Origin of the sequence: Rhizorhabdus histidinilytica (assembly GCF_900167915.1) — a bacterium.
Lineage (GTDB): Bacteria > Pseudomonadota > Alphaproteobacteria > Sphingomonadales > Sphingomonadaceae > Rhizorhabdus > Rhizorhabdus histidinilytica.
Genome location: NZ_FUYM01000006.1, coordinates 136,408 through 162,176, shown reverse-complemented (window position 1 = coordinate 162,176; position 25,769 = coordinate 136,408). Strand labels below are relative to the sequence as shown.

General features: G+C 71.7%; 22 protein-coding genes. 15 read left to right on the top strand and 7 right to left on the bottom strand.

The features are described from left to right. The first annotated feature begins 181 nt into the window (after positions 1–181). From B5X82_RS14765 to B5X82_RS14750, 4 genes are read left to right on the top strand one after another with little or no spacing between them, the layout of a single operon-like run. Positions 182–2,245 (top strand): NAD(+) synthase, encoded by a 2,064-nt coding sequence (locus B5X82_RS14765; protein WP_079649086.1) that lies wholly within the window; start codon positions 182–184, stop codon positions 2,243–2,245. A gap of 19 nt (positions 2,246–2,264) precedes the next feature. Next, positions 2,265–2,948 carry a hypothetical protein gene (locus B5X82_RS14760; protein WP_079648927.1) on the top strand — a complete coding sequence of 228 codons (684 nt, stop codon included), beginning with the start codon at positions 2,265–2,267 and terminating at the stop codon, positions 2,946–2,948. A 2-nt stretch (positions 2,949–2,950) separates the two neighbouring features. Further along, positions 2,951–3,463, top strand: a complete 513-nt coding sequence (locus B5X82_RS14755) for a hypothetical protein (protein ID WP_079648926.1) — start codon at positions 2,951–2,953, stop codon at positions 3,461–3,463. After that, positions 3,463–3,927, top strand: a complete 465-nt coding sequence (locus tag B5X82_RS14750; RefSeq protein ID WP_079649085.1) for a hypothetical protein — start codon at positions 3,463–3,465, stop codon at positions 3,925–3,927. The genes B5X82_RS14755 and B5X82_RS14750 overlap by 1 nt, the downstream gene beginning before the upstream one ends. 80 nt (positions 3,928–4,007) lie before the next feature. Here the strand turns inward: B5X82_RS14750 and gspD are convergent, their stop codons facing one another. From gspD to gspG, 5 genes are read right to left on the bottom strand one after another with little or no spacing between them, the layout of a single operon-like run. Then, positions 4,008–6,053, bottom strand: a complete 2,046-nt coding sequence (gene gspD, locus B5X82_RS14745; RefSeq protein ID WP_079648925.1) for a type II secretion system secretin GspD — start codon at positions 6,051–6,053, stop codon at positions 4,008–4,010. Between the two features lie 11 nt (positions 6,054–6,064). Continuing rightward, entirely contained in the window at positions 6,065–6,895 is an 831-nt protein-coding gene (locus B5X82_RS14740; RefSeq protein WP_079648924.1) for a type II secretion system protein N, read from the bottom strand. Next, the gene (gspI, locus tag B5X82_RS14735) at positions 6,892–7,278 is read right to left on the bottom strand and encodes a type II secretion system minor pseudopilin GspI (RefSeq protein ID WP_079648923.1); all 387 of its coding nucleotides are present in this window, start codon (positions 7,276–7,278) and stop codon (positions 6,892–6,894) included. The genes B5X82_RS14740 and gspI overlap by 4 nt, the downstream gene beginning before the upstream one ends. Then, a complete protein-coding gene (locus tag B5X82_RS14730) occupies positions 7,275–7,736 on the bottom strand; it encodes a GspH/FimT family pseudopilin (protein ID WP_079648922.1) in 462 nt (153 codons plus the stop codon). The genes gspI and B5X82_RS14730 overlap by 4 nt, the downstream gene beginning before the upstream one ends. 1 nt (position 7,737) lies before the next feature. Then, on the bottom strand, positions 7,738–8,223 hold the full coding sequence (gene gspG, locus B5X82_RS14725) for a type II secretion system major pseudopilin GspG (protein WP_079648921.1): 486 nt from the start codon (positions 8,221–8,223) through the stop codon (positions 7,738–7,740). A gap of 79 nt (positions 8,224–8,302) precedes the next feature. Between gspG and gspL the strand changes: the two genes are divergently transcribed. The 4 genes from gspL to gspF are packed head-to-tail and all read left to right on the top strand — an operon-like array spanning position 8,303 to position 12,517. Continuing rightward, entirely contained in the window at positions 8,303–9,334 is a 1,032-nt protein-coding gene (gspL, locus tag B5X82_RS14720) for a type II secretion system protein GspL (RefSeq protein WP_176152568.1), read from the top strand. Further along, complete coding sequence (locus tag B5X82_RS14715; RefSeq protein ID WP_079648919.1) at positions 9,331–9,837, top strand: type II secretion system protein M; 507 nt, start codon at positions 9,331–9,333, stop codon at positions 9,835–9,837. The genes gspL and B5X82_RS14715 overlap by 4 nt, the downstream gene beginning before the upstream one ends. Continuing rightward, positions 9,834–11,297, top strand: coding sequence for a type II secretion system ATPase GspE (gene gspE / locus B5X82_RS14710; RefSeq protein ID WP_079648918.1), 1,464 nt, complete (start codon positions 9,834–9,836; stop codon positions 11,295–11,297). The genes B5X82_RS14715 and gspE overlap by 4 nt, the downstream gene beginning before the upstream one ends. After that, on the top strand, positions 11,297–12,517 hold the full coding sequence (gene gspF, locus B5X82_RS14705; protein WP_079648917.1) for a type II secretion system inner membrane protein GspF: 1,221 nt from the start codon (positions 11,297–11,299) through the stop codon (positions 12,515–12,517). The genes gspE and gspF overlap by 1 nt, the downstream gene beginning before the upstream one ends. A gap of 161 nt (positions 12,518–12,678) precedes the next feature. Here gspF and B5X82_RS26415 read toward each other — a convergent pair whose 3' ends face one another. Beyond that, positions 12,679–13,434, bottom strand: a complete 756-nt coding sequence (locus B5X82_RS26415; RefSeq protein WP_139385111.1) for a type II secretion system protein N — start codon at positions 13,432–13,434, stop codon at positions 12,679–12,681. Here B5X82_RS26415 and B5X82_RS14695 point away from each other — a divergent pair. The 7 genes from B5X82_RS14695 to B5X82_RS14665 all read left to right on the top strand — a co-directional run bounded on the left by B5X82_RS14695 (position 13,392) and on the right by B5X82_RS14665 (position 22,945). Next, complete coding sequence (locus B5X82_RS14695; RefSeq protein ID WP_235862702.1) at positions 13,392–14,435, top strand: penicillin-binding protein activator; 1,044 nt, start codon at positions 13,392–13,394, stop codon at positions 14,433–14,435. The two genes, B5X82_RS26415 and B5X82_RS14695, sit on opposite strands and share 43 nt — an antisense overlap. Positions 14,436–14,551: 116 nt before the next feature. Continuing rightward, on the top strand, positions 14,552–15,100 hold the full coding sequence (locus B5X82_RS14690; RefSeq protein WP_079648914.1) for a type II secretion system protein GspJ: 549 nt from the start codon (positions 14,552–14,554) through the stop codon (positions 15,098–15,100). A 41-nt stretch (positions 15,101–15,141) separates the two neighbouring features. Continuing rightward, positions 15,142–15,981: a type II secretion system minor pseudopilin gene (locus tag B5X82_RS14685; RefSeq protein WP_235862701.1), complete on the top strand. Its 840-nt coding sequence runs from the start codon at positions 15,142–15,144 to the stop codon at positions 15,979–15,981. 64 nt (positions 15,982–16,045) lie between these two features. Then, positions 16,046–17,707 carry a M28 family metallopeptidase gene (locus B5X82_RS14680; RefSeq protein ID WP_079648912.1) on the top strand — a complete coding sequence of 554 codons (1,662 nt, stop codon included), beginning with the start codon at positions 16,046–16,048 and terminating at the stop codon, positions 17,705–17,707. A 160-nt stretch (positions 17,708–17,867) separates the two neighbouring features. Next, a complete protein-coding gene (locus B5X82_RS14675; protein ID WP_079648911.1) occupies positions 17,868–20,171 on the top strand; it encodes a glycosyltransferase family 4 protein in 2,304 nt (767 codons plus the stop codon). A gap of 49 nt (positions 20,172–20,220) precedes the next feature. Next, complete coding sequence (locus B5X82_RS14670; RefSeq protein WP_079648910.1) at positions 20,221–21,507, top strand: glycoside hydrolase family 130 protein; 1,287 nt, start codon at positions 20,221–20,223, stop codon at positions 21,505–21,507. Positions 21,508–21,649: 142 nt separating this feature from the next. After that, entirely contained in the window at positions 21,650–22,945 is a 1,296-nt protein-coding gene (locus B5X82_RS14665) for a class I SAM-dependent methyltransferase (RefSeq protein ID WP_079648909.1), read from the top strand. Positions 22,946–23,064: 119 nt separating this feature from the next. On the opposite strand, the gene B5X82_RS14660 is transcribed toward B5X82_RS14665, so the two are convergent. Then, positions 23,065–25,758 (bottom strand): TonB-dependent receptor domain-containing protein, encoded by a 2,694-nt coding sequence (locus tag B5X82_RS14660; protein ID WP_079648908.1) that lies wholly within the window; start codon positions 25,756–25,758, stop codon positions 23,065–23,067. Positions 25,759–25,769 lie beyond the last annotated feature (11 nt).

The window sequence follows — 25,769 nt, the reverse complement described above, 5'->3', positions numbered from 1 at the left end:
AGGCTGGCATCCATGTCTGTTGTCTTCCCAGATGCCGTCTCGGGTGAAGGGAGACATGGACCCCTGCCTCCGCAGGGGTGACGGATGGAAGGTCGGGAGCGATTGACTTATTCTCCCGCATTGGCGCTCGGCCGTTGCTTCCTCTATGGGCGAAGCGATATTTGATGATCGAGGGCCCATGATGTCGGCTGCTGCCCCCTTCCGTTCGATCCACCGCCACGGCTTCGTGCGCGTCGGCGCGGGGACGCCGGTGGCGAGCGTCGGCGACGTCGCGGCGAACGCGGCGGGCATCCTCGACCTGGCGCGCCACGCCGATGCCGAGGGCGTCGACCTGCTCGTCCTGCCCGAGCTGGCCCTGTCCTCCTATGCGATCGACGACCTGCACCTGCAGGATGCCCAGCTCGACCGGGTCGAGGCCGAGCTGGCGGCGATCGTCGCGGCGAGCGCGAGCCTCGCCCCGGTGCTGCTGGTTGGCGCGCCGATCCGCCGCAACGGGCGGCTCTACAACACGGCGGTGGTGGTCTCGCGGGGCCGCATCCTCGGCGTCGTGCCCAAGAGCTTCCTCCCCAATTACCGCGAATATTACGAGAAGCGCTGGTTCGCGCCCGGCGCCGGCCTCACAGGACTCGCGCTGCGGCTGTGCGGGCAGGAGGTGCCGTTCGGGCCCGACCTGGTCTTCGCCGCCGAGGACCTCGAGGACTTCACCTTCCACGTCGAGATCTGCGAGGATTATTGGGCACCGCTGCCGCCGTCCACGGCGGGGGCGATGGCGGGGGCGCTGATCCTGTGCAACCTGTCCGCCTCCAACATCATCGTCGGCAAGGCGCGCGACCGGGCGCTGCTCGCCGCGTCGCAGTCGACCCGCGCGATCGCCGCCTATTGCTATTCGGCGAGCGGCCCGGGCGAGAGCACCACCGACCTCGCCTGGGACGGGCAGGCGATGATCCACGAACTGGGGCAGATGCTCGCCGAATCGACCCGGTTCGGCATGGACCCGGAGCTGATCGCCGCCGATGTCGACGTCGCGCGGCTGCGGCTCGAACGGATGCGGATGGGCACGTTTAACGACTGCGCGGCGGCGAACGGCCATCCCGAGGCGCGCTTCCGCACGATCGGCTTCGAACATCGCCCGCACCGCGCCGACGTCGGGCTGCGGCGGCCGGTGGCGCGCTTCCCCTTCGTCCCCGCCGATCCCCGCGCGCTCGATGCCGACTGCTACGAGGCGTTCAACATCCAGGTCGACGGGCTGGTGAAGCGCTTCGCCTCGACCCGCGGCAAGGCGATGGTGATCGGCGTGTCGGGCGGGCTCGATTCGACCCATGCGCTGATCGTCGCGGCCAAGAGCTGCGACCGGCTCGGCCTGCCGCGCACCGCGATCCGCGGCTACACCATGCCCGGCTTCGCGACCGGCGACGCGACCAAGGGCAATGCCTGGGCGCTGATGCGCGCGCTGGGCATCACCGCCGAGGAGATCGACATCCGCCCGGCGGCGCGCCAGATGCTCGGCGACATGGGCCATCCCTTCGCACAGGGGCAGCCGGTCTACGACGTCACCTTCGAGAATGTGCAGGCGGGTCTGCGCACCGACTATCTGTTCCGCCTCGCCAACCAGCATGACGGCTTCGTCGTCGGCACCGGCGACCTCAGCGAGCTGGCGCTCGGCTGGTGCACCTATGGCGTCGGCGACCAGATGAGCCATTATGCGGTCAATGCCGGCGTTCCCAAGACGCTGATCCAATATCTGATCCGCTGGTGCGTGCGGACCGGCCAGTTCGATCCGGCGACCGACGAGATATTGACCGCGATCCTCGGCACCGAGATTTCGCCCGAACTGGTCCCCGCCGATGCGTCGGGCGCGATCCAGAGCACCGAATCGAAGGTCGGTCCCTATGAGCTCAACGACTTCTTCCTCCACCATGTCGCGCGGCTCGGGCTGAAGCCGTCGAAGGTCGCCTTCCTCGCCTGGCATGCCTGGAAGGATGCCGATGCCGGGCTGTGGCCGGCGGGCTTCCCGGACGATCTGCGCAACGCCTACGACCTGGCGACGATCCGGTCCTGGCTCGAGAAATTCCTGTTCCGCTTCTTCACGATCAGCCAGTTCAAGCGATCGGCCATCCCCAACGGGCCGAAGCTGTCGGGCGGCGGCGCACTGTCGCCGCGCGGCGACTGGCGGGCGCCGTCGGACGGGACGGCGACGGTCTGGCTCGACGAGCTGGCCGCCGCGCTCGACGGCGTCGAGGACTGAGCGGAGCTCCCGCGCCCCTATGCCGGCCGCGCCCCTGACCCGCTATCGCTGCGTCCTGCTGCGGCGGAGCGGCGCGTCCGAGATTCGCATCGTCCGCGCCGAGGACGCGGCGGCGGCGCGCGCGCGGCTGGCGGCGGCGGGGCTCGACCCGGTCAGCGTCGAGCCGATCGGCCCCAGCCTGCTCGACCGGCTGGGCGACCGCTTCGCGCGAGGCGGCTGGCGCCTGCCGCGCTGGCGCCCGGCGCTGCCGCCCGGCGCCGCGCTGCCGGCGGGCCGGGTGCGCGCGATCGCGCTGTTCGCCCTCGCGACCATTCCGGTGACCACGGCGGTCGCGGCCTGGGGCCTCGCCGGCTTCGACCGCTGGCAGGCGGCGCGGCTCGCCCGGCGCGAGGCGCCCGCGCTCGCCGCCTATGCGCGCGGCGCGGCGACCGAGGCGGCGCGTGTCCGCATCGACGCGGTGATGGCCGCGCCGCCGGTCAGCGCGCTGGCCGACCGGCTGCGCGCCGTCCTGCCCGAGGAGGCCGGGTTGGCCGGCATGGAGCTGGCCGAGGGCGGCGAGCTGACCGTCGAGATCGAGACGCCGGATCCCGATCGGCTGCGTCCGGCGCTCGCCGCCGATCCCCTGCTCGGCTCGTTGCGCGAGGTGGGGCAGGCGAGGACGCAGGGCGGGACGATGCGGGTGACGCTGCGGGGACGGATCTGACGATGCGCCCGTCCATCCTCCGCCTGTCCGCGATCCGCTGGACTCCGGCTGTCGGCCTCGGCGCCGGCCTCGGCCTGATGCTCGCGACCGGGTTGGCCTGGGCTGGGCTCGACGCGCTCGCCGCGGCGCGGGCGCGGCTCTGGACGGTCGAGGCGCGGGCCAGCGCCGGGGCGGTGCCCGTGAAACGGCTGTTGCCGGTCGAGGCGTCGCATGGGCAGGAGGACCGGCGGACGGCGGAGGCGGCGCTGCTCGCGGCGATTCGGGGCGCGGCGGCCGACCGGCGCCTGCTGCTCGAACGGGTCGCGCCGGTGGCTGCCGACCGGGCGCTGCCCGCCGAACTCGGCGCCGACGTCACCGTTTCCGGCCCCGAGGCCGACGTGCTCGGTTTCGCCCGCGCGATCGAGACGGCGCATCCCGCGATCCGCTTCGCGCGCTGGCGGATCGGGCGGACCGGACCGGGCGAGACCGCGATCCGGCTCGACGCCCGCGCCATGGCCGTGTGGGAGCCGCGCTGATGCGCCGCCCGCCCGCCGGATCGCTCTGGATCGCCGGGGCCGTGCTGGTCGCGCTGGCCGCGCCCATGGCGCTGCTGTGGCGCGCGCAGCCACCGCTGCCCGACATTCCCGCGCGCGGCGACACCGTTCAGCCCGTGCCGGTCGCGGCGGCGGAGGAGGGCGCGGGCCGCCCTCTGTTCCTCGACCCGCTCGACCCCGCCGATGCCCCCGCCGCCGAGGACGCCCCCAGGCTGATCGGCATCGCCGGCCGCCTGCCCGACAACGCCATCGCGATGGTCCGCACCGCCGACGGCACCAGCAAGGTGCTGTCGCCCGGCGAGAGCTTCGACGGCTGGCGGCTCGAAAGCCTGTCGCCCGACGCGGCGCTGTTCAGCCGGGGCAGCCGGCGGGTGCGGTCCTTCCTGCCGGCGGCCGAGCCCCAGCCCCAGCCGGACGCGGCGACCGGAGAGGAAGAGGAGCAGTAGGACCGATCACAACTCACCCGTCATTCCCTCGAAAGCGGGAATGACGACGGTGGAGCGGTGTGCTTCTCGGGATGCGGGTCTCAATACACCCCGGAAATCTCGACCGGCAGGCGTCGGCCCGGCGGTTCGAGGAGGAGCGGCGGACCCTTGCCGAGCATCGCCTCGTCATAGCGGGTGCGGGCATATTTGGCCTGGGTGACGCTGTTGGCGGCCTCGCGGTCGCGCAGGATGGTCGGCTTCAGGAAGACGAACAGCGTCCGCTTCACATGGCTTTCCCTGCGCGACTTGAACAGCTCGCCCGCGATCGGGATGTCGCCGAGGATCGGCACCTGGCTGCGCGTCTGGGTGCGGTCGTCGCTGATCAGGCCGCCCAGCACGATCGTCTGGCCGTCGTCGGCGAGCACCGAGGTCTGGATGCTGCGGCGGTTGGTGATCAGGTCGGCCGCGCCGGTCACGGCGCTGGTCAGCGACGACACCTCCTGCGCCACCTCCAGCCGGACGACATTGCCCTGGTGGATGCGCGGCACGACGCGCAGGGTCAGGCCGACGTCCTGCCGCTCGATCGTCGTGAACGGATTGATCGTGTTGCCGTCGGTCGAGAAGCTGCCGGTCCGGAAGGGGACGTTCTGGCCGACGACGATCTCGGCCGGCTCGTTGTCGAGCGTCGTCAGGCTCGGAGTCGACAGCAGGTTGGACCGGGTCGACTGGCCGATCGCCTGGAGCAGGATGCTGAAATTGTCGCCGACGCGGATATTGGCCGATCCGCCATTGGGCAGCACCGCGCCGGCCGCCGGCGATCCGATCGCGGTCAGGATCGACTGGAGCGGCAGGCCGGGGCTGGTGAAGGAGGTGGCGCCGCCGCTCGCGCGGTTGATCGCCGCCGCGCCGATGCCAAGCTGGACGGCGAGCTGCTCGGCCTGATCGCCGGCGATCTCGACGATCGCGGCCTCGATCAGCACCTGCGGGCGGCGCACGTCGAGCTGGGCGATCAGCGGTTCGACCTCGGCGATGGCCGCCGGGGTGCCGCGCAGTACGATCGCGTTGAGCTCGGGCGCGGGCTGGACGGTGAGGTCAGGGGTCGAGAAGCCCTTGGGCGTCGAATCGCCTTCGCCGCCGCCGCCGAGCGCCGCCGTCTCGGCTGCAGCGCCGCCGAGCGTCGCCGGGGTGGAGCCGAGCGACAGGCCGGCCGCCTGGGCGCCGGCGTTGGATTGCTGGCGGGTGATCCGCGCCCGGCCGCCGGCGACCGCGCGGGCGGCGGGATTGGTGACGGTGCCTTGCTCGCCGAGCACGCCTTGCAGCACCTCGGTCACCGATTCGGCGTCGCCATTGTTGAGACGGATCATCCTGGTGATCGGCACGCCCGCGCCGGGCTTGTCGATGGTGTGGGCGAGGCGGCGGGCCTCGGACACCATCGCCGGCTCGCCGCGGACGAGGACGATGTTGCTGCGTTCGTCCGCGACGACGCGGGGGCCGCCGGTCGCGGTGCCGTCGCCCATCACGCCCTGGATCGCGGCGGCGACGTCCCTGGCGTTGGCGTAGCGCAGGGTGATGCTGTCGAACCGGCCGCCGCCGCCGCTGTCGAGCGCGCGGGCCAGCTGCTCGATGCGGCGGACATTCTCGGCATAGTCGGTGACGATGATCGCGTTGGGGCTGGCCATCGCCTCGATGCTGCCGAACTGCGCGACCAGCGGGCGGAAGACGCGCGCCGCCTGTTCGCCCGATACATTCTGCAGCCGGACCATGCGGGTGGTGACGTCCTGCCCCGACAGCCGCCCGCCCGAGCCCGCGTCGCGGATCGCCGAGGCCTGCGGGATGATCCGCCAGGACCGGCCCGACTTGACCGCCGCGAAGCCGTGGACGCGCAGCACCGACTGGAACAGGTCCCACACCCCGTCGACCGACAGCGGCTCGGCCGAGGTGACGTTGACCGTGCCCTTGACCGCGGGGTCGAGGATCAGGGTGCGGCCGGTGATGCGCGAAATCTGCTCGGCGACGTCGGCGATGTCGACGGCGCGCATGTTGACGACCACGTCGGCGGGCTGGCCGGCGCTCTGCGCCAGGATCGGCGTGCCGGCCATGGCGGCGGCGACCAGGGCGGAGAGGGCGGTGCGGGCGAACAGGGACACGATGGGCTTCCTCAACGGAGGGCGAAGGAGAAGGAGACGCGCTTGCCGCCGCGCAGCACGTCGATCTGGGCGGGGCCGCCGGCCATGACCTGGGCCATCAGCTGGCGGTCGGCGGTGACGGCGGTGGCGGGCAGGCCGTTGATCCGCTCGATCACGTCGCCGGGCAACAGCCCAGCCTTGCGCGCGGCGGGCGAGGGATCGGCGCCGATGCGATAGGCGCCCCCGACCGGCGCCGCGCCGAGCCCGTCGAGCAGCGAGGCGGCGCTCGCGCCGTTGGCCGAAAGTCCCGGCGGCGGCGTGATCGCCTGCATCGGCTGCGGCCCCGATCCGTCGGACGGGCCGGTCGCGGGCACCGCGCCGGGGGGCGACGGGGGCGCGGGCGGCGCGGTGGCGGACGACGCCTCCCCGCCCAGCGACGGGCGCGGCAGGTCGAGCCGCTCGAGCCGGCCATTGTTCCGCAGCAGCACGCGGTTGAAGGCGATCTCCTCGATCGTCGCGCCGCCGACCGACGCGCCGACGCCATAGGAGACGGGGCGGCCGCCGGGCGGCGCGATCAGCGCGGTCGAGGCCGAGGGCGGATCGGCGAGGATCACCCCGCGCAACTGGAGCGCGAGCCCGGTCGGCTGGGCCGAGGAGGCGTCGGGCCGGCCGAAGGGCGCCAGCGCCAGCGCGGGGGTGATGTCGGTACCGGCTGCCGGAGCGCTGGCGGCCGTGGCGGGCGGCGGATCGCCCGGGCCGGCGCCGAGCAGGTGCCAGGTGAGCCCGGCCAGCGCGACCGCGACCGACGCGACGACGAGGCCGGTGAAGATGTCGGCGGCGCGGGAAGCCTGGCGCGGGGTCATCGCGTCGTCGTCTCCCTGTCGCGGAAGCCGTCGAGGGTGACGAGCGGCGACGCCGGATCGCGCGCGTCCGCCACGGCGACGCTCAGCTTGGCCATGTCGGGGTCGTCGGTCGCGCTTTCGCGCACCGCGACGGTCCAGCGCTGGCCCAGCATCTCGACCTCGGCGGGCCCCGCGGGCAGGCCGGGCACCGCCAGCTCGGCGAGCCGGTTCTGCGCGACGAGCTGGGCGGCGGCGCGGCGTTCGAGGCCGCGGATCGAATCGACATGCGCCTCCGCCGCGCGGACCAGGCCGGCGGCGGCGATGGCGAGCACGAGCAGCGCCACCAGCGCCTCGATCAGCGAGAAGCCCGCTTCGCCGGGGCGGCTTTGGGTGGTCGGGCTCATGCGGCCGGCACCGGGATCGGGCTGGCGGAGAGCCCGTCATAGACAACGAGCCAGCGGTCCTTGCCGGAGCGGAGGCCGATCGTCGCGGGAACACCGGTGCCGTCGACGCCGAGCAGCAACGGCGGGGTGCGACGGCCCATGTCGAGCCGGATGCCGGCGGGCAGGCGGTGGCGGGCATGCGCTTCGTCGGTGCCGGTTTGCCAGCCGCGCCCGTCCCAGCCGGTGAAGGCATAACCCTTCTCATCCCAGCTCAGCGCGACCGGGCGGTCGGACACCATCGCTTCGTCGGCGACCGACTGGAGCCGGGTCGCGAGGCGGCGCGCCTCGGCCTCGACGCCGGGGGCGCGGGTGGCGGCGCCGATGCCGAGCACGGTGGCCCCCGCCGCGACGGCGATGATCGCGAGCACCGCGAGCATCTCGACCAGGGTCATTCCCGATTCGCCCCCCCGTGCCTGCATCTCAGGGCGCTTTGTCGCTCAGGTCGGCGTCGAGCCCCTCGCCGCCGGGCTTGCCGTCCTTGCCCAGGCTGACCAGGTCGAAGCCCGCGCCCCCGCTGCCGGGGTTGCGATAGACATAGGGACGGCCCCAGGGGTCGATCGGCACCTGCGCCAGATAGCCCTCGGTCGACCAGTTGCGCGGCTCGGGCGCGGTGGTCGGCTTCTTCGACAGCGCCGCCAGCCCCTGCTCTGTGGTCGGATAGTCGCCATTGTCGAGGCGGTACATCTTCAGCGCGGCGGAGATGGTGCGCAGGTCGGTCCTGGCGACCGTCACGCGCGCTTCGTCGGGGCGTCCGATGACGTTGGGGACGATCAGCGCCGCGACCAGCGCGATGATCGCCAGCACGACGATCATCTCGATCAGGGTCAGGCCGGCCTCGCCGTCCGAAAGGGCGCGCCGGCCGCCATGTTCGGGCTCGTCATGAAATTGTTGCGAAACTATGATCATGGCGGCGCTATGAGATATATCCATGAAACTGATGTTACAGTCGCCTAGCATAGCGCCGACCGTCGCGCGGCTAAAAAATATGCTCGGTCCGCGGGCCGAAGCGGGCGTCTGGCGGCTCGATGCGGGCGCGGTGCGCGCCATCCCGGGCGCGGCCGCGCGACCCGTCCTGCTGGTACCGGCCGAACATGTCCTGACGATGTCGGTCGCGTTGCCGCTGCCGTCGCACGCGCGCCGGCTCGCGGCGCTGCCCTTCGCGATCGAAGACCGCATCGCCGACCGTCCCGATGCGCTGCACCTCGCGCTCGGCGCGCAGCAGGCCGGCGGGGGCTGGCTCGCGGGAGCGGTCGATCGCGACCTGATGGCGGCCTGGATCGCGCACGCGGCCGAGGCCGGGATCGCCGACGCCGCGATCATGCCCGACGCGCTGGCACTGCCGGTGCCCGCGGCCGGCCGCTGGAACGTCCGCCGCGAGGACGACGGCCGCATCCTCGTCCGCACCCCCGACGGCGCCGGCTTCGCGGCGCGCGAGGCGCTGTTCGTTGCGCTGTGGACGGCGGCGGGCAAGCCGGACTGCGACGAGGTCGGCGATGTCGAAGAGGCATTGCCGATCGCGCTCGATCTCCGCCAGGGTGATTATGCGCGCCCGCACCAGGGCCTGTCGCGGACCGGCCGCCGGGTTGCGATCGTCGCCGTCGCCGGACTGGTAGCGCATGGCGCGATCGCTGCCGCTGACACCGTCGCGCTCCGCTCGGTCGCCGCCCAGCGCGGGGCGGAGCTGACCCGGATACTCAACGGCGCCGCGCCCGGCCGCTATGCCGGCACCGACCCGCGCGAGGCGGCGCTGGTCGCGGCCGAGCTGCTGCCGGCGGGCGGCAATGCCCCGCCCGGAACGCTGTTGCCGCTGCTCGGCCGGGCCTCCTCGGCGCTGGCACCGTTCGGCGGCGCGGTGACGATCCGGTCGATGCAGTTCGACGAGGCGGGCCGCAGCCTGCGCCTCGACGTCGACCTCGCCGACCCCGCCGCGCGGGGGGCGATCGTCAATGCGCTGCGCTCGGCGGGCCTCACCGGCCGCTTCGACGGCGCCAGCCTGATCGTCGGAGGCGCGGCATGAGGCAACTCGATTTCGCCACGCTGTTCCCGACCTTCGAGCCCGCGCGGCAGAAGGCGATCGGGCTGTGGCAGGCGCGCAGCCGGCGCGAGCAGTGGCTGCTCGGCGGGCTCGCCGCGATCCTCGCGCTCTATGTGCTGGTGGCGATGGTGATCCTGCCGATCCAGCGCGCCCGCGCCCAGGCGCTGTCCGACATCCGCACCTATGAAAGCCTGAGCGCGCGGCTGCGCAGTGCCGGCCCGATCGGCCAGGCGCCCGCCCAGCCGCAGGCGAGCGGCAGCCCCGCCGCGATCCTCTCGGCCAGCGCGGCGCGCTTCGGCGTGGTGCCGGTGGTCAATGAGGACGGCGAGGGCATCCGCGTGACCGTGGCCGACGCGCCGTACGAATCGCTGCTCCGCTGGATCGCCGAGGTCGAGCAGACCAGCCGGCTGCGGGTGGTCCGTCTGCGGCTCGACCGCCGCCCGTCGAGCGGCTTCGTCTCCGCCGAACTGATGGTGCGCGCATGACCGGGGCGCTTCCCTACGGCTTCGCCCGCCGCCACGGCGTCCTCGTCCAGCCGGCGGCAGGAGAGGGCGACGCGCGCTGCCTGTTCCGCACCGGCGCCAGCCCCGAGGCGATGCTCGAGGTGCAGCGCCGCTTCGGCGCCGGCCTCGCCTTCGAGCCGGTGGCCGAGGAGGCGTTCGAGAGTGCCGTCGCCGCCGCCTATCGCGACAGCGCGGGCGGGACGATGGACCTCGCCGACACCGACGACCTCGCGACGCTGGCGGACAGCGCGGCGGCGGTCGACGACCTGCTCGACAGCCGCGACGACAGTCCGGTGATCCGCCTGATCAACGCGCTGCTGCTCCAGGCGGTGCGCGATAGCGCGTCGGACATCCATGTCGAGACGCAGGAGAAGCGGCTGATCGTCCGCTTCCGCATCGACGGCGTGCTGCGCGACGTCGTCGAGCCGAAGCGCGCGCTGGCGCCGCTGCTGGTCAGCCGCATCAAGGTGATGGCGCGGCTCGACATCGCCGAGAAGCGGGTGCCGCAGGACGGCCGCGTCACCCTGCGGGTCGGCGGCTACGACATTGACGTGCGCGTCTCGACCATCCCGACCCAGCATGGCGAGCGGGTGGTGATGCGCCTGCTCGATCGCGGCTCGACCGGGCTCGACACCGCCGCGCTCGGCCTGTCGGAGCGTGACCGCGACGTCTTCCTCGGCCTGCTCGACCGGCCGCACGGCATATTGCTCGTCACCGGCCCGACCGGATCGGGCAAGACGACGACGCTCTACACCGCGCTCACCCACCTCAACGACCGCAAGCGCAACATCATGACGGTCGAGGACCCGATCGAATATGAGCTGGCGGGCGTCGCCCAGACCCAGGTCAACGCCCGGACGGGGATGACCTTCGCGCGCGGCCTGCGCGCCATCCTGCGCCAGGACCCCGACGTGATCATGGTCGGCGAGATCCGCGACCAGGAGACTGCCGAGGTCGCGGTGCGATCGTCGATGACCGGCCATTTCGTGTTGTCGACGCTGCACACCAACAGCGCGATCGGATCGATCACCCGGCTGATCGACATGGGGGTGGAGCGCTACTTGCTCGCGCCGATGGTGGTCGGGCTGATCGCCCAGCGGCTGGTGCGGCGACTGTGCGAACATTGCCGCTGGCAGGACCGCGCGACCGAGGCCGATTCGGCGCTGCTCGGCCGCGCGATCAAGCCCGGCAAGAAGATCTGGCGCGCGCAGGGCTGCGAGCATTGCTACGGCGAGGGCTATAAGGGCCGGATGGCGCTGTACGAGGTGGTCGCCGCCGACGACGAGCTGCGCCGCCTGATCCATGACGGCGCGTCGGAGGCGGAGCTGACCGCGGCCGCCCGCAAGGCCGGGCCGAGCCTGCTCGACGACGGCATCGCCAAGCTCCGCGCCGGCCTGACCACGATCGAGGAAGTCGCCCGCGTCGTGCAGGACGAGGGCTGATGCCGGCCTTCGCCTATCGCGCGGTCGACACGCGGGGCGCCGCGAAGCAGGGGGTGATCGAGGCGTCGAGCCCCGCCGCGGCGCGCCAGCTCCTGCGCGACCGCGAGCTGTTGCCGACCTCGGTCGAGGCGGCCACGGCGGGCGGGACCGCGCCCGGCATCGGCGCGCGGCTGTTCCGCCGCAAGGTCGGCGCCCGCGCGCTCGCCACCGTCACCCGCCAGATCGCGACCCTGGTGACGAGCGAGGTCAATATCGAGCAGGCGCTCAAGCTCGTCGCCGAGCAGGCCGAGGGCGCGGCGCTCCGCTCGCTGCTGCTCGACGTGCGCGGCGCCATCCTCGACGGCTACAGCTTCGCCGCCGCGCTGCGGCTGCACCCGGCGACCTTCCCGGAATATTACACCGCCTCGGTCGCGGCGGGGGAGCAGGCTGGCCGGCTGGCGCAGGTGCTCGCCCATCTCGCCGACTTCGTCGAGAACCGGCAGCGCAACCAGCAGAAGATCCAGCTCGCGCTGCTCTATCCGGCGCTGCTCGCGGTCGTCTCCTTCGGGATGATGGCGCTGCTGATGGTCTATGTCGTCCCCGACATCGTCCGCGTCTTCATCTCGCGCGGGGCGGAGCTGCCCTTCCTCACCCGTGCGCTGATCGCGATCTCGGGCGGCTTGCAGAAATATGGGTTGGCGATGGCGATCGCGCTGCTCGCGGCGATCCTGATCTTCGGCCGCTGGCTGCGGGTGCCGGCCAACCGGCTGCGCTTCGACCGGCGGATCGCCACGACCTGGCCCGTCGCGCGGTTCAGCCGCCAGTACAATGCCGCGCGCTTCGCGGCGAGCCTTGCCACCCTGGTCCAGAGCGCGGTGCCGCTGGTCGACGCGCTGAATGCCGCCGCCGCCGTCACCCCCAACCGGCATGTCCGCGAGGCGGCGATCGGCGTCGCGACGCGGGTGCGCGAGGGGGCGAGCCTGCAGGCGGCTATGGGCGAGTCGGGCATCTTCCCGCCGATGCTGGTGGCGATCGTCGCCAGCGGCGAGAATGGCGGCCAGCTTGGCCCCGCCCTCGCCCGCGCCGCCGCCGAGCTGGAACGCGAGCTGGAGGCGATGGCGGCGCTGCTCGTCTCGCTGGTCGAGCCGCTGGTGCTGCTGATGATGGGCGGGCTGGTGCTGCTGATGGTGCTCGCGATCCTGCTGCCGATCATCAACCTCAACAATATCGTGGGGATGTGATGAGGGGCCTTCTCCTAATTCCTCCCCGCGCGCAGCGGGGGGAGGGGGACCGTCGAAGGCGGTGGAGGGGGCGCCGGCGAAGCGGGCGCTGCGCGCCGACCCCTCCACCATCCTTCGGATGGTCCCCCTCCCCATCTGCGATGGGGAGGAATGTCCGGGCCTTAAAGCTCGGTCTCGATCTTCATGCCGCCGGGGGGCGACAGGAAGGGCAGCGTCGCGGCACCCTCGGCGGTGACGATCAGGCGCAGCATGCCCTTCTCCTCCAGCCCGCCGACGATGAACGGACGGCGGCGTTCGCCGGCCGGTGCGAGATTGATCACCGCCAGGCCCGGCGTCTGCCGGACGTCGAAGGTCATCGCCAGCACCGGGACCGCCGGGCCGCCGAACGCGTTGCAGCTTCCCGGCTCGCTCCTGATCCGGCCGTCGGCGCCCTGCTTGCCGCCACCGATTGCGACCCGTGCGAGATCGACCTGCATATGCAGGTCGCAGGCGAAGCCCGGCCGCGCGATCGCGGCGAGCAGGCCGAAGCCGGCGCTGCCCTTCGCATCTTCGATCAGCACGCGGCCGGGGCGCAGCAGCGCACGAGCGGCAAGGGCGGTCCCGGGGCCGGTGACGGCCACATCGGCGGCGAAGCCGAGCCCGGTGAGACTGGCGAGCGGCGACCAGCGCCACTCGGCGCGGCTGCCGCCGTCGAGCGGGGCGGCGCCATGCCATATCGTGCCGGTCGCGCCCGGCAGCGGCGCGACGATCCGTGCCGGGACCGTCGCCAGCAGGGTCAGCAGATAGACGCCCAGCCCGATGCCGCCGATGGCGAGCGTGCGGCGGTCGAGGCGACGGCGAACGGGAGCGTCATATGAATCGGGATAGACGTCGATTGCTGCGGCTGGTGCCGCAGGCACTGCTTCTGGGATCGGCATCGTCCTTCCTGTCTCCGCTCGCCGCCGCGCCGGCCCGGTCGGGGAAGCGCCCGCGCGTCGCGCTGCTGCTGCCGCTGTCGGGGCCGTCGGCCACGGTCGGCCTTAGCATGCAGCGCGCGGCCGCGCTCGCCCAATCGCCGGGCGGGAAGGCCGACGAGACGATGGTGCTGGATACCGGCGGAACCGCCGCCGGTGCGGTGCTCGCGGTACAGCAGGCGCTCAAGCGCGACGTGCGCGCGCTGGTCGGTCCGCTGTTCGCCGAGGAGAGCCGCGCCGCCGCAGGAGCTGCGGGGCAGGTGCCGGTGCTGAGCTTCAGCAATGACGAGGACCTGATCGGCAGCGGCGCCTTCCTGCTCGGCATCACCGCCGGGCAGAGCGTGACCGCGATCCTGCGTTATGCGCGCGGACGCGGGGTGCGCCGGGTCGCGGTGTTCGGCGGCTCGTCGCGCTGGGCGGCGCAGGGCAATGCGGCGGCCGAACGGCTGCGCGGCGCCGCCGGGCTCGACGTGGCGATGCTGCCGACCGATGCGGCCGCGGCCGACCTGCCCGCCGCGCTGCGCCGGCAGGGCGAGCTGCCCGACGCGCTGCTCGTCACCGAGGGCGGCGACGCGCTGCGCCAGGCCGCCCGCGCGCTGGCGGGCAGCGGCATACAGCTGCTCGGCACCCAGCAGGCGATGGACCTGCCGCCGCAGGACGTGGCGGGGGCCTGGCTGTCGGCGCCCGATCCCAACGCGCTCGCCGACTTCGCCGGCCGCTACCAGAAAGCCGGGGCGACAGGCCCGGGGCTGATCGCCGCGCTCGCTTATGACGCGATGACGATCGTCGAGGCGCTGCGCGCCAACGGCGTGGTCGACCGGCCGGCGCTGCTGTCGGTGCCGCAGTTCAACACCGTCACCGGCCCGATCCGCTTCGCCGCCGACGGCAGCGCCGCTCGCTCGCTCGCGGTGCTGGTGGCGGGTCCCGATGGCTATGTGGTGGCGGACAAGAGCGGATCGTTGTGAGACTTGCCGGTGCGAAAGAGCACCGTCATCCCGGCGAAAGCCGGGATCTCCCTTTTCTTTCCGGCGATATCCGCGTTCGGACGCCGCAAGGCAGGGAGATTCCAGCTTTCGCTGGAATGACGGGAGAGGGGGGCGAAGCCGGCTTCACCCTGATCGAACTGATGATCTCGCTCGCGCTGTTCGGGCTGATCGCGCTCGCAGGGCTGGCGCTGGTCGACAGCCTGATGGGAATCCGCGACCGCACCGAGGGCCGGCTCGACCGGCTCGCCGAGGTGCAGCGCGCCATGTACGTGATCGACAACGACCTGACCCAGATCAGCCCCGGCGCGCTCCAGGGCGACGCCGCGACACTGAGTTTCAACCGTCCCCTCGCGGCGGCGGGCGGGCTGCCGGTGCGGATCGACTATCAGCTCGGCGCCGGTACGCTGCTGCGCGGGGTGCGCGGTCGCGGCCTGCCGCAGGGGGCGCAGCGCATGCTCCAGGGCGTCGCGGCGGTGCGCTGGAGCTATTACCGGCCGGGCGAGGGCTGGGTCGACCGCTGGCCGCCTGCGCCCGAACTGGCCGGCCAATGGCCCGCCGCCGTCGCCGCCGACATTGCGCTGGCGCCGGGCGGCACCGTCGGCGGATCGCTACGGCGGGTCGTGCCGCTGCCGGTGCATCCGTGACGATACCGGAGGCTGCATCTCCGCAGGTGGGCGAGGAGGGCATGATCCTCGTCAACGTGCTGCTGTTCGTCGCGATCGCGAGCGGCCTGTTGCTGTTGATGATCTCGGCCGAGGACAACGGCCTCGAGCGCGGCCTCAGGATGCGCGAGGCGGCGCGGGCGCAGGCGATCGCACGCGGCGGCGAGGTGTCGGCGGTGGTGGCGCTGCGCCGCGACGCGCTGGTCGCGCCTGACACCGACAACCGCGCCGAACCCTGGGGCGCGCTCGCCGAATCGGGCGCGCCGATCGAGGGTGGCAGCTTCGACCTCGCCATCGCTGACGCGCAGGGGCGGTTCAACGTCAACGCTCTGATGGAGCCCGATCCGGTCGCGACGGCGACGCTCGGCCGAATCGCGGCGGCGGTCGGGATGACACCCGAGCAGGCGGTCAGGGCGGTCGCCGCGATCCGCGCCGCCGGGCCGCTGACCGACATCCGTCCGCTCGGCGCGCTCGGCCTGGGGCCGGGCCAGGTGGCGCGGCTGTCGGGGCTGCTGACCGCGCTGCCCTATGCCGGCAAGATCAACCTCAACGCGGCGAGCGAGGACCTGATCGGCATATTGACCGGCGATCCGATGGCGGCGCGGCGGATCGTCGCCCTGCGCGACCGGCAGGGCTATCTGACCGCCGCCGACCTCGCCTCGCTTGACGTGCCGATGCCGCAGGGGACGGGGCTCACCTCCAACCTCTTCTGGGTGCGGACGCGGGTGCGGATCGGCGACACCAGCCAGCAGATCACCAGCCTGATCGCCCGCAAGGACGATGGCCAGGGGGGGAAGATCGCGGCGGTGGTTGGCCGCTGGACCGGCGCGTCCGCGCCGATGCAGGCGCCTGCGCTGCCCTGATCCACCGTCATGCTGAACTTGTTTCAGCATGACGGTGGATGGAGGGTCCCGTAAGACTCTCCCCATGAAGACTCTCCCCATCGCCATCGCCGCCGCGCTCGTCGCGGCCGCCGTCCAGCCCGCCGCCGCCAAGGTCGCGGTCGATCCCATCCGTCTGACCGAGACCGTGAAGACGCTCGCCTCCGACCTGTTCGAGGGCCGCGCGCCCGGCACGGCGGGGGAGGAGCGGACGATCGGCTATCTCGTCGCGCGCTTCGAGGCGCTGGGACTGGAGCCGGGCGGACCCGGCGGGCAATGGGTGCAGACGGTGCCGCTGCTCCACACCCGGCTCGGCACACCGACGACGCTGGGCTTCCAGGAGCCGAAGCGGGCGATGCCGCTGGTGCCGGCGAAGGACGTCTACGTCTCCACCGTGCGGCCTGACGACGCCGCGCGGATCGCGAATGCGCCGGTCGTGTTCGTCGGCCATGGCGTCAAGGCGCCCGAGCGCGGCTGGGACGACTTCAAGGGCGCCGACCTCAAGGGCAAGGTCGTGATCTTCCTGGTCAACGATCCCGACTTCGCGGCCAGGCCGGGTGAGGCGGTCGCGGGCAGGTTCGGCGGCCGGACGATGACCTATTATGGCCGTTGGACCTACAAGTTCGAGGAAGCCGCGCGGCAGGGGGCGGTCGGCGCGCTGATCGTCCATGAGACGACGGGTGCGGGCTACGGCTGGAACGTCGTGATCAGCGGCGGCGGCGAGAATTACGACATCGTCCGCAAGCCGGAGGAGGTGACCAGTGTCGCCCTGCAAGGCTGGTTGTCGGGCGACGCCGCCACCCGGCTGTTCGCCTCGGCCGGGCTCGACCTGACGAAGCTGTCGGCGGCGGCGCGGTCCCCCGATTTCCGGCCGGTCGAGTTGAAGGGCGTGACCTTCGCCGCCGACGTGCCCGTCGCGCACGAGACGGTGACGAGCCGCAACGTACTGGCGCGGCTGCCCGGCGCGCAGCGGCCCGGCGAGGTGGTGATGCTCGGCGCGCACTGGGACGCCTATGGCGCGGGCAAGCCCGATGCGCAGGGCCGCATCTACCGCGCCGGAGCGAACGACGACGCGCTGGGCATCGCGGGCCTGTTCGAGATCGCCCGCGCGATGAAAGCGGGCCCGGCGCCCGCCCGCAGCGTGGTCTTCGCCGCCTGGACCGCCGAGGAGCGCGGCCTGCTCGGTTCCGAATATTATGCCGCCAATCCCGTCTATCCGGTCGAGACGACCGTCGCCAACCTCGCCATCGACATCCTCCAGACGGCGGGGCCGGCCAAGGACGTCGTGCTGGTCGGCAAGGGGCAGGGCACGCTCGAGGACGATCTGACGCGGGTCGCGGCGACGCAGGGGCGGACGGTCACTCCGGAAAGCCTGCCCGAGCGCGGGCTGTTCTACCGCGCCGATCATTTCTCGCTCGCCAAGCGCGGGGTGCCGGTGCTGCTGCTGATGGGGATCGCCGGGGCGTCCGACCTGAAGCAGGGCGGCGTGAAGGCGGGGCAGGCGTGGATCGATGCTTATACCGGTCAATGCTATCACCAGGCCTGCGATGCCTGGAGCCCCGACTGGAACCTCGCCGGGGCGGTGGAGGACATCGACCTGCTCGGCACCATTGCCGAGGAGCTGGCGAACGGCGGCGCCTGGCCGCAATGGAAGCCCGGATCGGAGTTCAAGGCGATCCGCGACCGCAGCGCGGCGGCGCGGCGATAGCCGCCCTTTTCCCTAACCTGGATCAATTTCTGCGAAGTCACGGAGGACGAAGGAGAATTTTTTCAACCGTTACGACCGAAACCAGTGAAACCATTGCGGGGCAGCACCGTTCTCGATTCCCGCGGCGGGGGCGCCGTTGAACAAGGGAGCGTCGCGCGGCATGCAGGAGCAGATTCGTTCGATTTTCGAAGCCCCCACGGGGGACCGGCCGCCCGCCTCCCGGATTCGCCATATCGCCGTCGTCGGCAATGCGCTGCCCCGCCGCTGCGGGCTCGCCACCTTCACGTCGCATGTCGTCGATGCGCTGCGCGCGCGCTTCCCCGCGCTGATGGTCGATCATTATGCGATGGATGACGGATCGGGGGTCGCCTATCCGGCCGACGTCCGCACCATCGCCGCCGGCGATCCCGCCGCCTATCGGCTCGCCGCCGGGCTGATCGAGGCGAGCGGGGCGCAGGCGATCTGGCTCCAGCACGAATTCGGCATCTTCGGCGGCGATGGGGGACGCCATATCCTCGGCCTGATCGAGCGGTCGACCCTGCCGATCGTCGCGACGCTGCACACCGTCCTAGAGCGGCCGTCTCCGGCCGAGCGTGCCCCGTTCGAGGCGCTGCTGCGGCGCGCCTCCCACCTGATCGTGATGGCAGAGCGCGGCCGCCGCATCCTGCAGGAGGTCTATGGCGTCGAGGCGGACCGGATCGCCGTCATTCCCCATGGCGTCCCTGATCGGGCGCATGCCGATCCCGAGGCCGCGAAGGCCCGGCTGGGCCTGTCCGGGCGGAAGATCGTGATGACCTTCGGCCTGCTCGCGCCCGACAAGGGCATCGACGTGATGATCGAGGCGATGCCGGCGATCGTCGCCGCCCATCCCGACTGCTGCTATCTGGTCATCGGTGCGACCCACCCCAACCTCGTCCGCGATCAGGGCGAGGCGCTGCGCGAGGCGCTGATGGCGCGGGCCGAGGCGCTCGGCGTCGCGGGCAATATCCGCTTCGTCGGCACCTTTCTCGAACAGGAGGAACTGCTCGACCGGCTCGAGGCCTGCGACGTCTACGTCACGCCCTATCTCAACATGGCGCAGATCACCTCGGGCACGCTGTCCTACGCGATCGGCCTCGGCAAGCCGGTCGTCTCGACACCCTATCTCCACGCCGCCGAGCTGCTGGACGAAGGACATGGCGTACTCGTGCCGCCGCGCGACGCCGGTGCGCTCGCCGCGGCGGTCAGCGGGCTGCTGCGCGACGACGATGCGCGCGACGCGCTGGCGCGGCGCGCCTATGCGCTGGGGCGTCGGCTGCTGTGGCCCAAGGCGGTCGAGCGCGCGCTGGACCTGATCGGGAAGGCGGTGGAAGCGGAGGCGGAGGACCGGCCGCGCACCGGCCTGTTCGCGATGAAGCGTGCGCCGCTGCCCCTCCAGCTCGGCGCACTGCTGCGGATGACGGACGCTACCGGCCTGCTCCAGCACGGCATCCATGGCATCCCCGACCGCAACCATGGCTATTGCATCGACGACAATGCCCGGGCGCTGATCCTGACCTGCCGGATCGAGAAGGGCGATCGAGGCCTGCTCGACCAGCTCGCCTCGACCTATGCCGCCTTCGTCCACCATGGCTGGAACCCCGCCCGCGGCCGGTTCCGCAACTTCATGGGCTATGACCGCCGCTGGTGCGAGGAGGAGGGATCGGAGGACAGCAACGGTCGGACCCTGTGGGCGCTCGGCTGCGCCGCCGCGCGTGGCGCCGATCCCGGGCTGCGCGGCTGGGCGGCGGCGCTGTTCGATGAGGCGTTGCCGCTCGCCGAGGCGCTGGCGTCGCCGCGCGCCCGCGCCTTCGCGGCACTGGGCGCGGCCGAGAGGCTCGCCGCCGATCCGGACCACACGGCATCGCGTGCGATCCTGCGCGCCGTCGCCGACGAGCTGGCGGCGCTGCTCGCCGCCGCCCGACGGCCCGGCTGGACCTGGTTCGAGCCGGTGCTGGCCTATGACAATGCCCGTCTGCCCGAGGCGCTGCTGCGGGCGGGCACCGCGCTCGGCGATCGGGAGCTGGTCGAGGCGGGGCTGGAGGCGCTCGGCTGGCTCTGCGGCATCCAGACCGGCGCGGGCGGGGTCTTCCGTCCGGTCGGCACCGACAGCTTCCACCGTCGCCACGCCCCGCCGCTGCCTTATGACCAGCAGCCGCTCGAGGCGCAGGCGACGATCGACGCCTGCATCGCCGCGCGTGCGGCGACCGGCGACGGGCAGTGGGCGGAGCTCGCCTGGCGCGCCTATGGCTGGTTCATCGGCGACAACGACCTTGGCTTGCCGCTGGCGCAGACGCCCGATGGCGGATGTTTCGACGGATTGATGCCGCATGGCGTCAATCGCAACCAGGGCGCGGAATCGATTCTGGCGCTGCAATTGGCCAATGTCGCGATGATCTCGCTTTCCACGACTCTCGACGCTAGAAAGACGCGTGACGCCGCCTGAACCCCAGAGACAGGGGCTTCGTTCCGGTCCCAGGGATTCGTGGGAGCCCATGCTCGCAGCCTATAGTCATCCGCTCCGCCTCTCCGCCGATGCATCGCGGGTCGTCGTGCGACCCTTTCACCTCGCCTGGCAGGGCAATGGCAGTGAGCCGGGCCGCGCCCAGCGACTCGTCCGTGCCGTGCTCGACCTCGACGCGACGGAGACGCGCCGGCAGCTCGACCTGGTCCTCGCCGATTTCGAGGCGCGCCACTGGCAGACGCGCCGCGTGTTCGCGACGCGCTTCGACCAGATCCGCACCTTGCTCGGCTTCGACGCGGGCGGCATCGACGACGACAAGCGGCAGCTGATCGGCGCCTATTTCTGCCACGAATACAGCTATGCCGCCGCGGCGCTGATGAACCCCAGCGTGGTGCCGCATCCCGATCAGAGCGGCCTGTCGCCCTCGACGTTGCGCATCCTGATGTCGCTGCGCGCGGTGGGGGAGGGGCACATCAGCTCGGTCGCGTTCCGCGAGGGGCTGATCAGCGCCGGCTGCGAGCTGACGCTGGCGCCCGAACCACCCTTCGCCACCGCCGCCGACGCCCCCGACGCCGACGGCATCTATGATCTCGACGGCCCGACCACGGTCTATCGCCACCCCGACAGCACCCTGTCGGGCACGGTGATCTTCCCGATCACACCCGCCCAGCGCAACGGGCTGGAGGACCTGCGGCTGACGCTGTTCACCCATGACGACGGCAGCCGCGAATATATCGGGACTTACACCGCCTATTCGGGGCGCGAGATCCAGTCGGAGCTGATGCGCACCCGCGACTTCCGGGCGATCGACCTGGTGCCGATCCGGGGGGCGGCGGCGCGCAACAAGGGCATGGCGCTGTTCCCGCGCAAGATCGGCGGCCGCTACATGATGATCGGCCGGCAGGACGGGCAGAACCTGTTCCTGCTGGCGTCCGACCGGGTCGACCAGTGGGAGGACGGCGATCTGCTGCTCAAGCCGGTCTATCCGTGGGAGCTGGTCCAGATCGGCAATTGCGGACCGCCGATCGAGCTCGACGAGGGCTGGCTGCTGCTGACCCATGGCGTCGGAGCCATGCGCAAATATGCGATCGGCGCGGTGCTGCTCGACAAGGACGACCCGTCGAAGCTGCTCGGGCGGACCGTCGAGCCGATCCTGGCCGCGCACGACCAGGACCGGGAGGGCTATGTGCCCAACGTCGTCTACACCTGCGGTGCGCTGCGCCATGGCGATCATCTGTTCCTGCCCTATGGCGTCGCCGACAGCTCGGTCGCCTTCGCCTTCGTGCCGATCGCCGAGCTGCTGTCGAAGATGTCCTGACGCCCGCGGGAGAGCGGCGATTCGATCGCCCGACGGGGTTGCGGGCCCGGACGAGACGGGAGCGGCCGGCCTCGCTTGCCAGCACCGGCCGACCGCCGCAATGTCACGACCGGTCCCAAGCTGTGCGGAGAGCGCCCTGCCCATGACGTCGCGCGAATTGACCGGCCTGCTCCCGCTTCCCGAGAGGGCGGCGGGCGACGAAGCGAAGCGCCGCTGGGCCGATGCGGCCTGCCTGCTGGCGTTCGGCGCGATCGGCTGGCCATGGCTGCTCTACAGCCTGTGGGGTGGACGCCGGGCGGAAAAGGCGCGGCTGCTCGACCGGCTTGGCCTCGACGATCATGCGCTGCCCCATCTCGGCAGCTGGAAGGCCGATGTCGGCTTCCTCCACCGCATCGTCGACGCAGTCGAGGAGCTGCGTCCCAGGGTCGTGGTCGAGCTGGGGGCGGGGGCCTCGACGCTGGTCTGCGCCCGTGCGCTCGAACGCAACGGCGGCGGTCGGCTGGTCAGCTACGACCAGCATGGCGGCTTCGTCGAGGCGACCGCGCAATGGCTCGAATCGCAGGGCGTCGCCGCCGATCTGCGCCACGCCCCGCTGACCCGCTCGGTGCCGGGCTGGCCGGGCTCCTGGTACGACCTCACCGACCTGCCGGAGCGGATCGACCTGCTGATCGTCGACGGGCCGCCCTGGACGGTCCATCCCTTCGTGCGCGGCGCGGCGGATAGCCTGTTCGACCGGCTGTCGCCCGGCGCCGTGATCCTGCTCGACGACGCGGCCCGGCCCGGCGAGCGGATCGTCGCCCGACGCTGGCGCGAACGCCATCCCGGTATCGCCTTCCGCCGCCTGTCCGGCAGCACCAAGGGCACGCTGGTCGGCCGCCGTTCGACGGGCGGTGAGGTCGTCCCCTTCCCCGCCCGCCCGGCGGCGCGGCCGGAACTGGCGGGATGGCGGCGGGCGGCGGCGGTGATGATGCTGGTCGGTGCCGGCTGGGTCGCACACGACGTCGCCGACGGGATGGACGCCCCCGCCGAGGCGGCGGCCTTCCTCGCCGAGGCGAGCTCGTCGCACAGCGCCGGCCTGACCCGGCAGCGGATGCGCAGCCAGATCGAAAGCGCGCGGCTCAACCGGCCCGAGATCGCCGCCGCGACCGGGATCGCCATCCCCGCCCTACCGGGCCGCTGGCAGGTGGTCGACGTCCAGCTCTATCCGACCGGCGAGGGCATGGCGGTGGCGACGGCGATGCGCACCGATCGCGGCGAGCCCGTCACCCTGTTCGCAACCCGCGCCGAGACTCCCGCCGAGCGCCGTCCGCTGCTCGGCCGGAGCCATGGCCGTGCCGTCGCCTATTGGGAGGTCGGCGCCTTCGCCTATGCGCTGACCGCCGACATCGACCCGGCCCGCGTCCTTACCCTCGCTGCCGAGGTCGCGGCGGCGGGATAGAAGGATACCGCTCCTTTTCACGTCGTCCCGGCGAAAGCCGGGATGACGATGAAGGGAACGGGACAAGGCAAAGGGCGCGGAACCCCGTGGTCCCGCGCCCCGCGTCTTTTCGGATGCGATCAGAAGTTCGCGGTCAGGCCCAGCGAGAAGCTGCGGCCGACCTTGTAGCGGTTCAGGTAGATGATGTTCGAACCGGCCCGCTGGAACTCCTTGTAAGGGGTTCCGGTCAGGTTGCGCGCCTCGACCTTCAGCTCCATGTCGGTGCCGAGCAGCTTGAAGCCCTGGCGGCCGACCAGGTCGAGCCGGAAGCCAGGCTTCTCGATGATGTCGGGCTGGCGCAGCGTGCCCTGGATCGGGCCGCGGTTGGTCACGCGCTCGCTCGCATAGTTGAGCAGCATCGTGATCTGCGACAGGCGCTCGGTATCCTCGAAGCTGAGCTGGAGGTTGGCGATATGGTCCGACTGGCCGGTCAGCGGCGCACCGTCGCGGAACAGCGTGTTGGCGGCGACCGGCGACAGGTCCGGTCCGATCACGATCGAGTCGTCGACCTTCAGCTTCGACTTGGTCCAGGTGTAGTTGGCGATCATCACCAGCCGCTTGGTGGCGAAGAACTCGCCGCCGAGGCTGTCGAGCGGGAAGTGCTTCTCGGCCTCGATCTCGGCGCCGTAGAGCTGCGCCTCGGGCGCGTTGGCGAAGCCGGTGCGGAGCACGCCGCCGCCCGCGAAGAAGGCCGACGCCTCGATCGGATTGTCGATCTTCTTGTAGAAGCCGGCCAGCGACAGCCGCTGGTTGCGGTCGAAATACCACTCCCAGCGCGCCTCGGCATTGTACAGCTTCGAGTCGGTCAGGAACGGGTTGCCGGTGAACTGGCGGTCGCTCTCGAAGTCCTGGTAGATCTGGCGCGCCAGCTCGCGGAACTGCGGACGGGCGACGGTCTTCGATCCGGCGAGGCGGAACTGCATGTCGTCGTTGAAATTATAGGTCAGCGTCAGCGCCGGCAGGAAATAGCTCTTCGAGATGTTCGTGCCCGATCCGGCGTCGGGGGTGACGGTCTGCCTGGCGTCCTCGTAGCGGACGCCGCCCTGGATGCGCAGGCCGTTGCCGAGCTCGATCTCGGCCTGGCCGTAGCCTGCGTGGATCACGAGATCCGCGTCATAGGCGCGCGATCCTTCCGCGCCCGACACGTCGCGCAGCTGGATGTTGTAGGTGTAGATATTGTAGTCGGATAGCAGGAAGTCCGGCCGCTCCTGCGCGACGCCCTGGTTCAGCGCGCCGGTCGGGCGGAAGAACTGGAACTGGTAGCGCTCGGACGTGCGCTTCGTCTTGTTGTAGGCATAGCCGGCGGTCAGCGTGCCCTTGAGCGCGCCGTCGAGCTTGTAGCCGATGTCGGCGCTGCCCGCGTAGACGTCCTCGTTGAGGTCGCTGAACGCGATGTCGGCCGACTGGCCGGCCGAGGTCAGGTTGTTGACGTAATCGCCGACGACCGGGCTGTAATTATAGCTGAAGCTGCGCTCATAGGGGCTTTCGCGCTGCGAGTTGGCGTAGGTGCCGCGCAGGTCGATGCTGAGCTTGTCGAAACGCAGCTCGGCGACGCCCTGGGTGTCGATCAGCTGGCGCTCGAACCAGTAGGTGTTCTGCTTGAGCAGCGACGCCGGCAAGGTCGGGTCCTGGTCCTCGACGCTGCGGTTGTAGCCGGCCGACAGGCGGCCCTGCTTGACGGTGTCGCGGATGAACAGGTTGGTCCAGCGGAACTTGTGATCGTTGACCTCGGCGCCGAGGCCGAGCAGGCCGTTCACCGTGACGTGGTTGTCGGTGATGACGGTCTGGAACTGGGTCTGCGGGATGCCGGCCAGGTCGGGGTCGATCGACGACTGCTGGAGCACGTCGCGGGTCCGCCAGCTGTTGCTGTAGCCGAAGGCGGCGAGGACGCCGACGCGGCCGCTGTCGGTGTCGAACGAGGTGCCGCCGGTCAGGTCGGCCGAGAAGTTGGCCGGGATGTTGCGGTTGCGCTGGAGCAGCGCGGTGTCCGCATTGTTCAGGCTGGCGGCGAAGCCCTGCAGGTCCTGTGCGCTGTAGTTGGCGCCCTGGACGATCGGGGTGGTGCCGGAATTCCTGATCGCGGTCTTCAGCCCCCTGGGGATGTCGCGGGTGCCGTCGTCGAAGCCGAACCAGTCATAGTCCGACCCGTAATAGGTGTAGCCGAGATTGCCGGTCGTCACGCTGTCGCCGGCGATCGATCCGCCGATCGACAGGAAGGTCTCGGTCGGTATCGCCTTGGTCGTCAGGTTGATCACGCCGCCGCCGAACTCGCCCGGATAATTGGCCGAGTAGCTCTTCTGGACGAGCGACGAGGCGAGGATGCTGGTCGGGAACAGGTCGAGCGGGACGACACGCTTGAGCGGCTCGGGGCTCGGCAGCGGCGAGCCGTTGAGCAGCGCCAGCGAATAGCGGTCGCCGAGGCCGCGGACGTAGACGAAGCCGTTGCCGACCACCGACAGGCCCGTGACGCGCTGGAGCGCGCCGGCGATGTCGCCGTCGCCGGTGCGGGCGATGTCGGCCGAGGAGAGCACCGAGACGACCTGCGGGGTCGCGCGGACGACGTTCTGCTGGCGGCGGCCGGTGACGACGATGTCGCGGGCGGCGGGTGCGCCGAGCGTCGAGATTTCGACCTGCTCTTCGCCCTGGACGGCGGCCGACCGGTCGGCGGGCTGGTCTGCGGGCGCCGGCGCGGCGGCCTGCGCGAGCAGCGCGGCCGGCGACATCAGCGCCGTCGAAAGGAGGAGAATGCGCCCGAGGGCGAGAGGGTTGTTCATGGTGGGTCCCC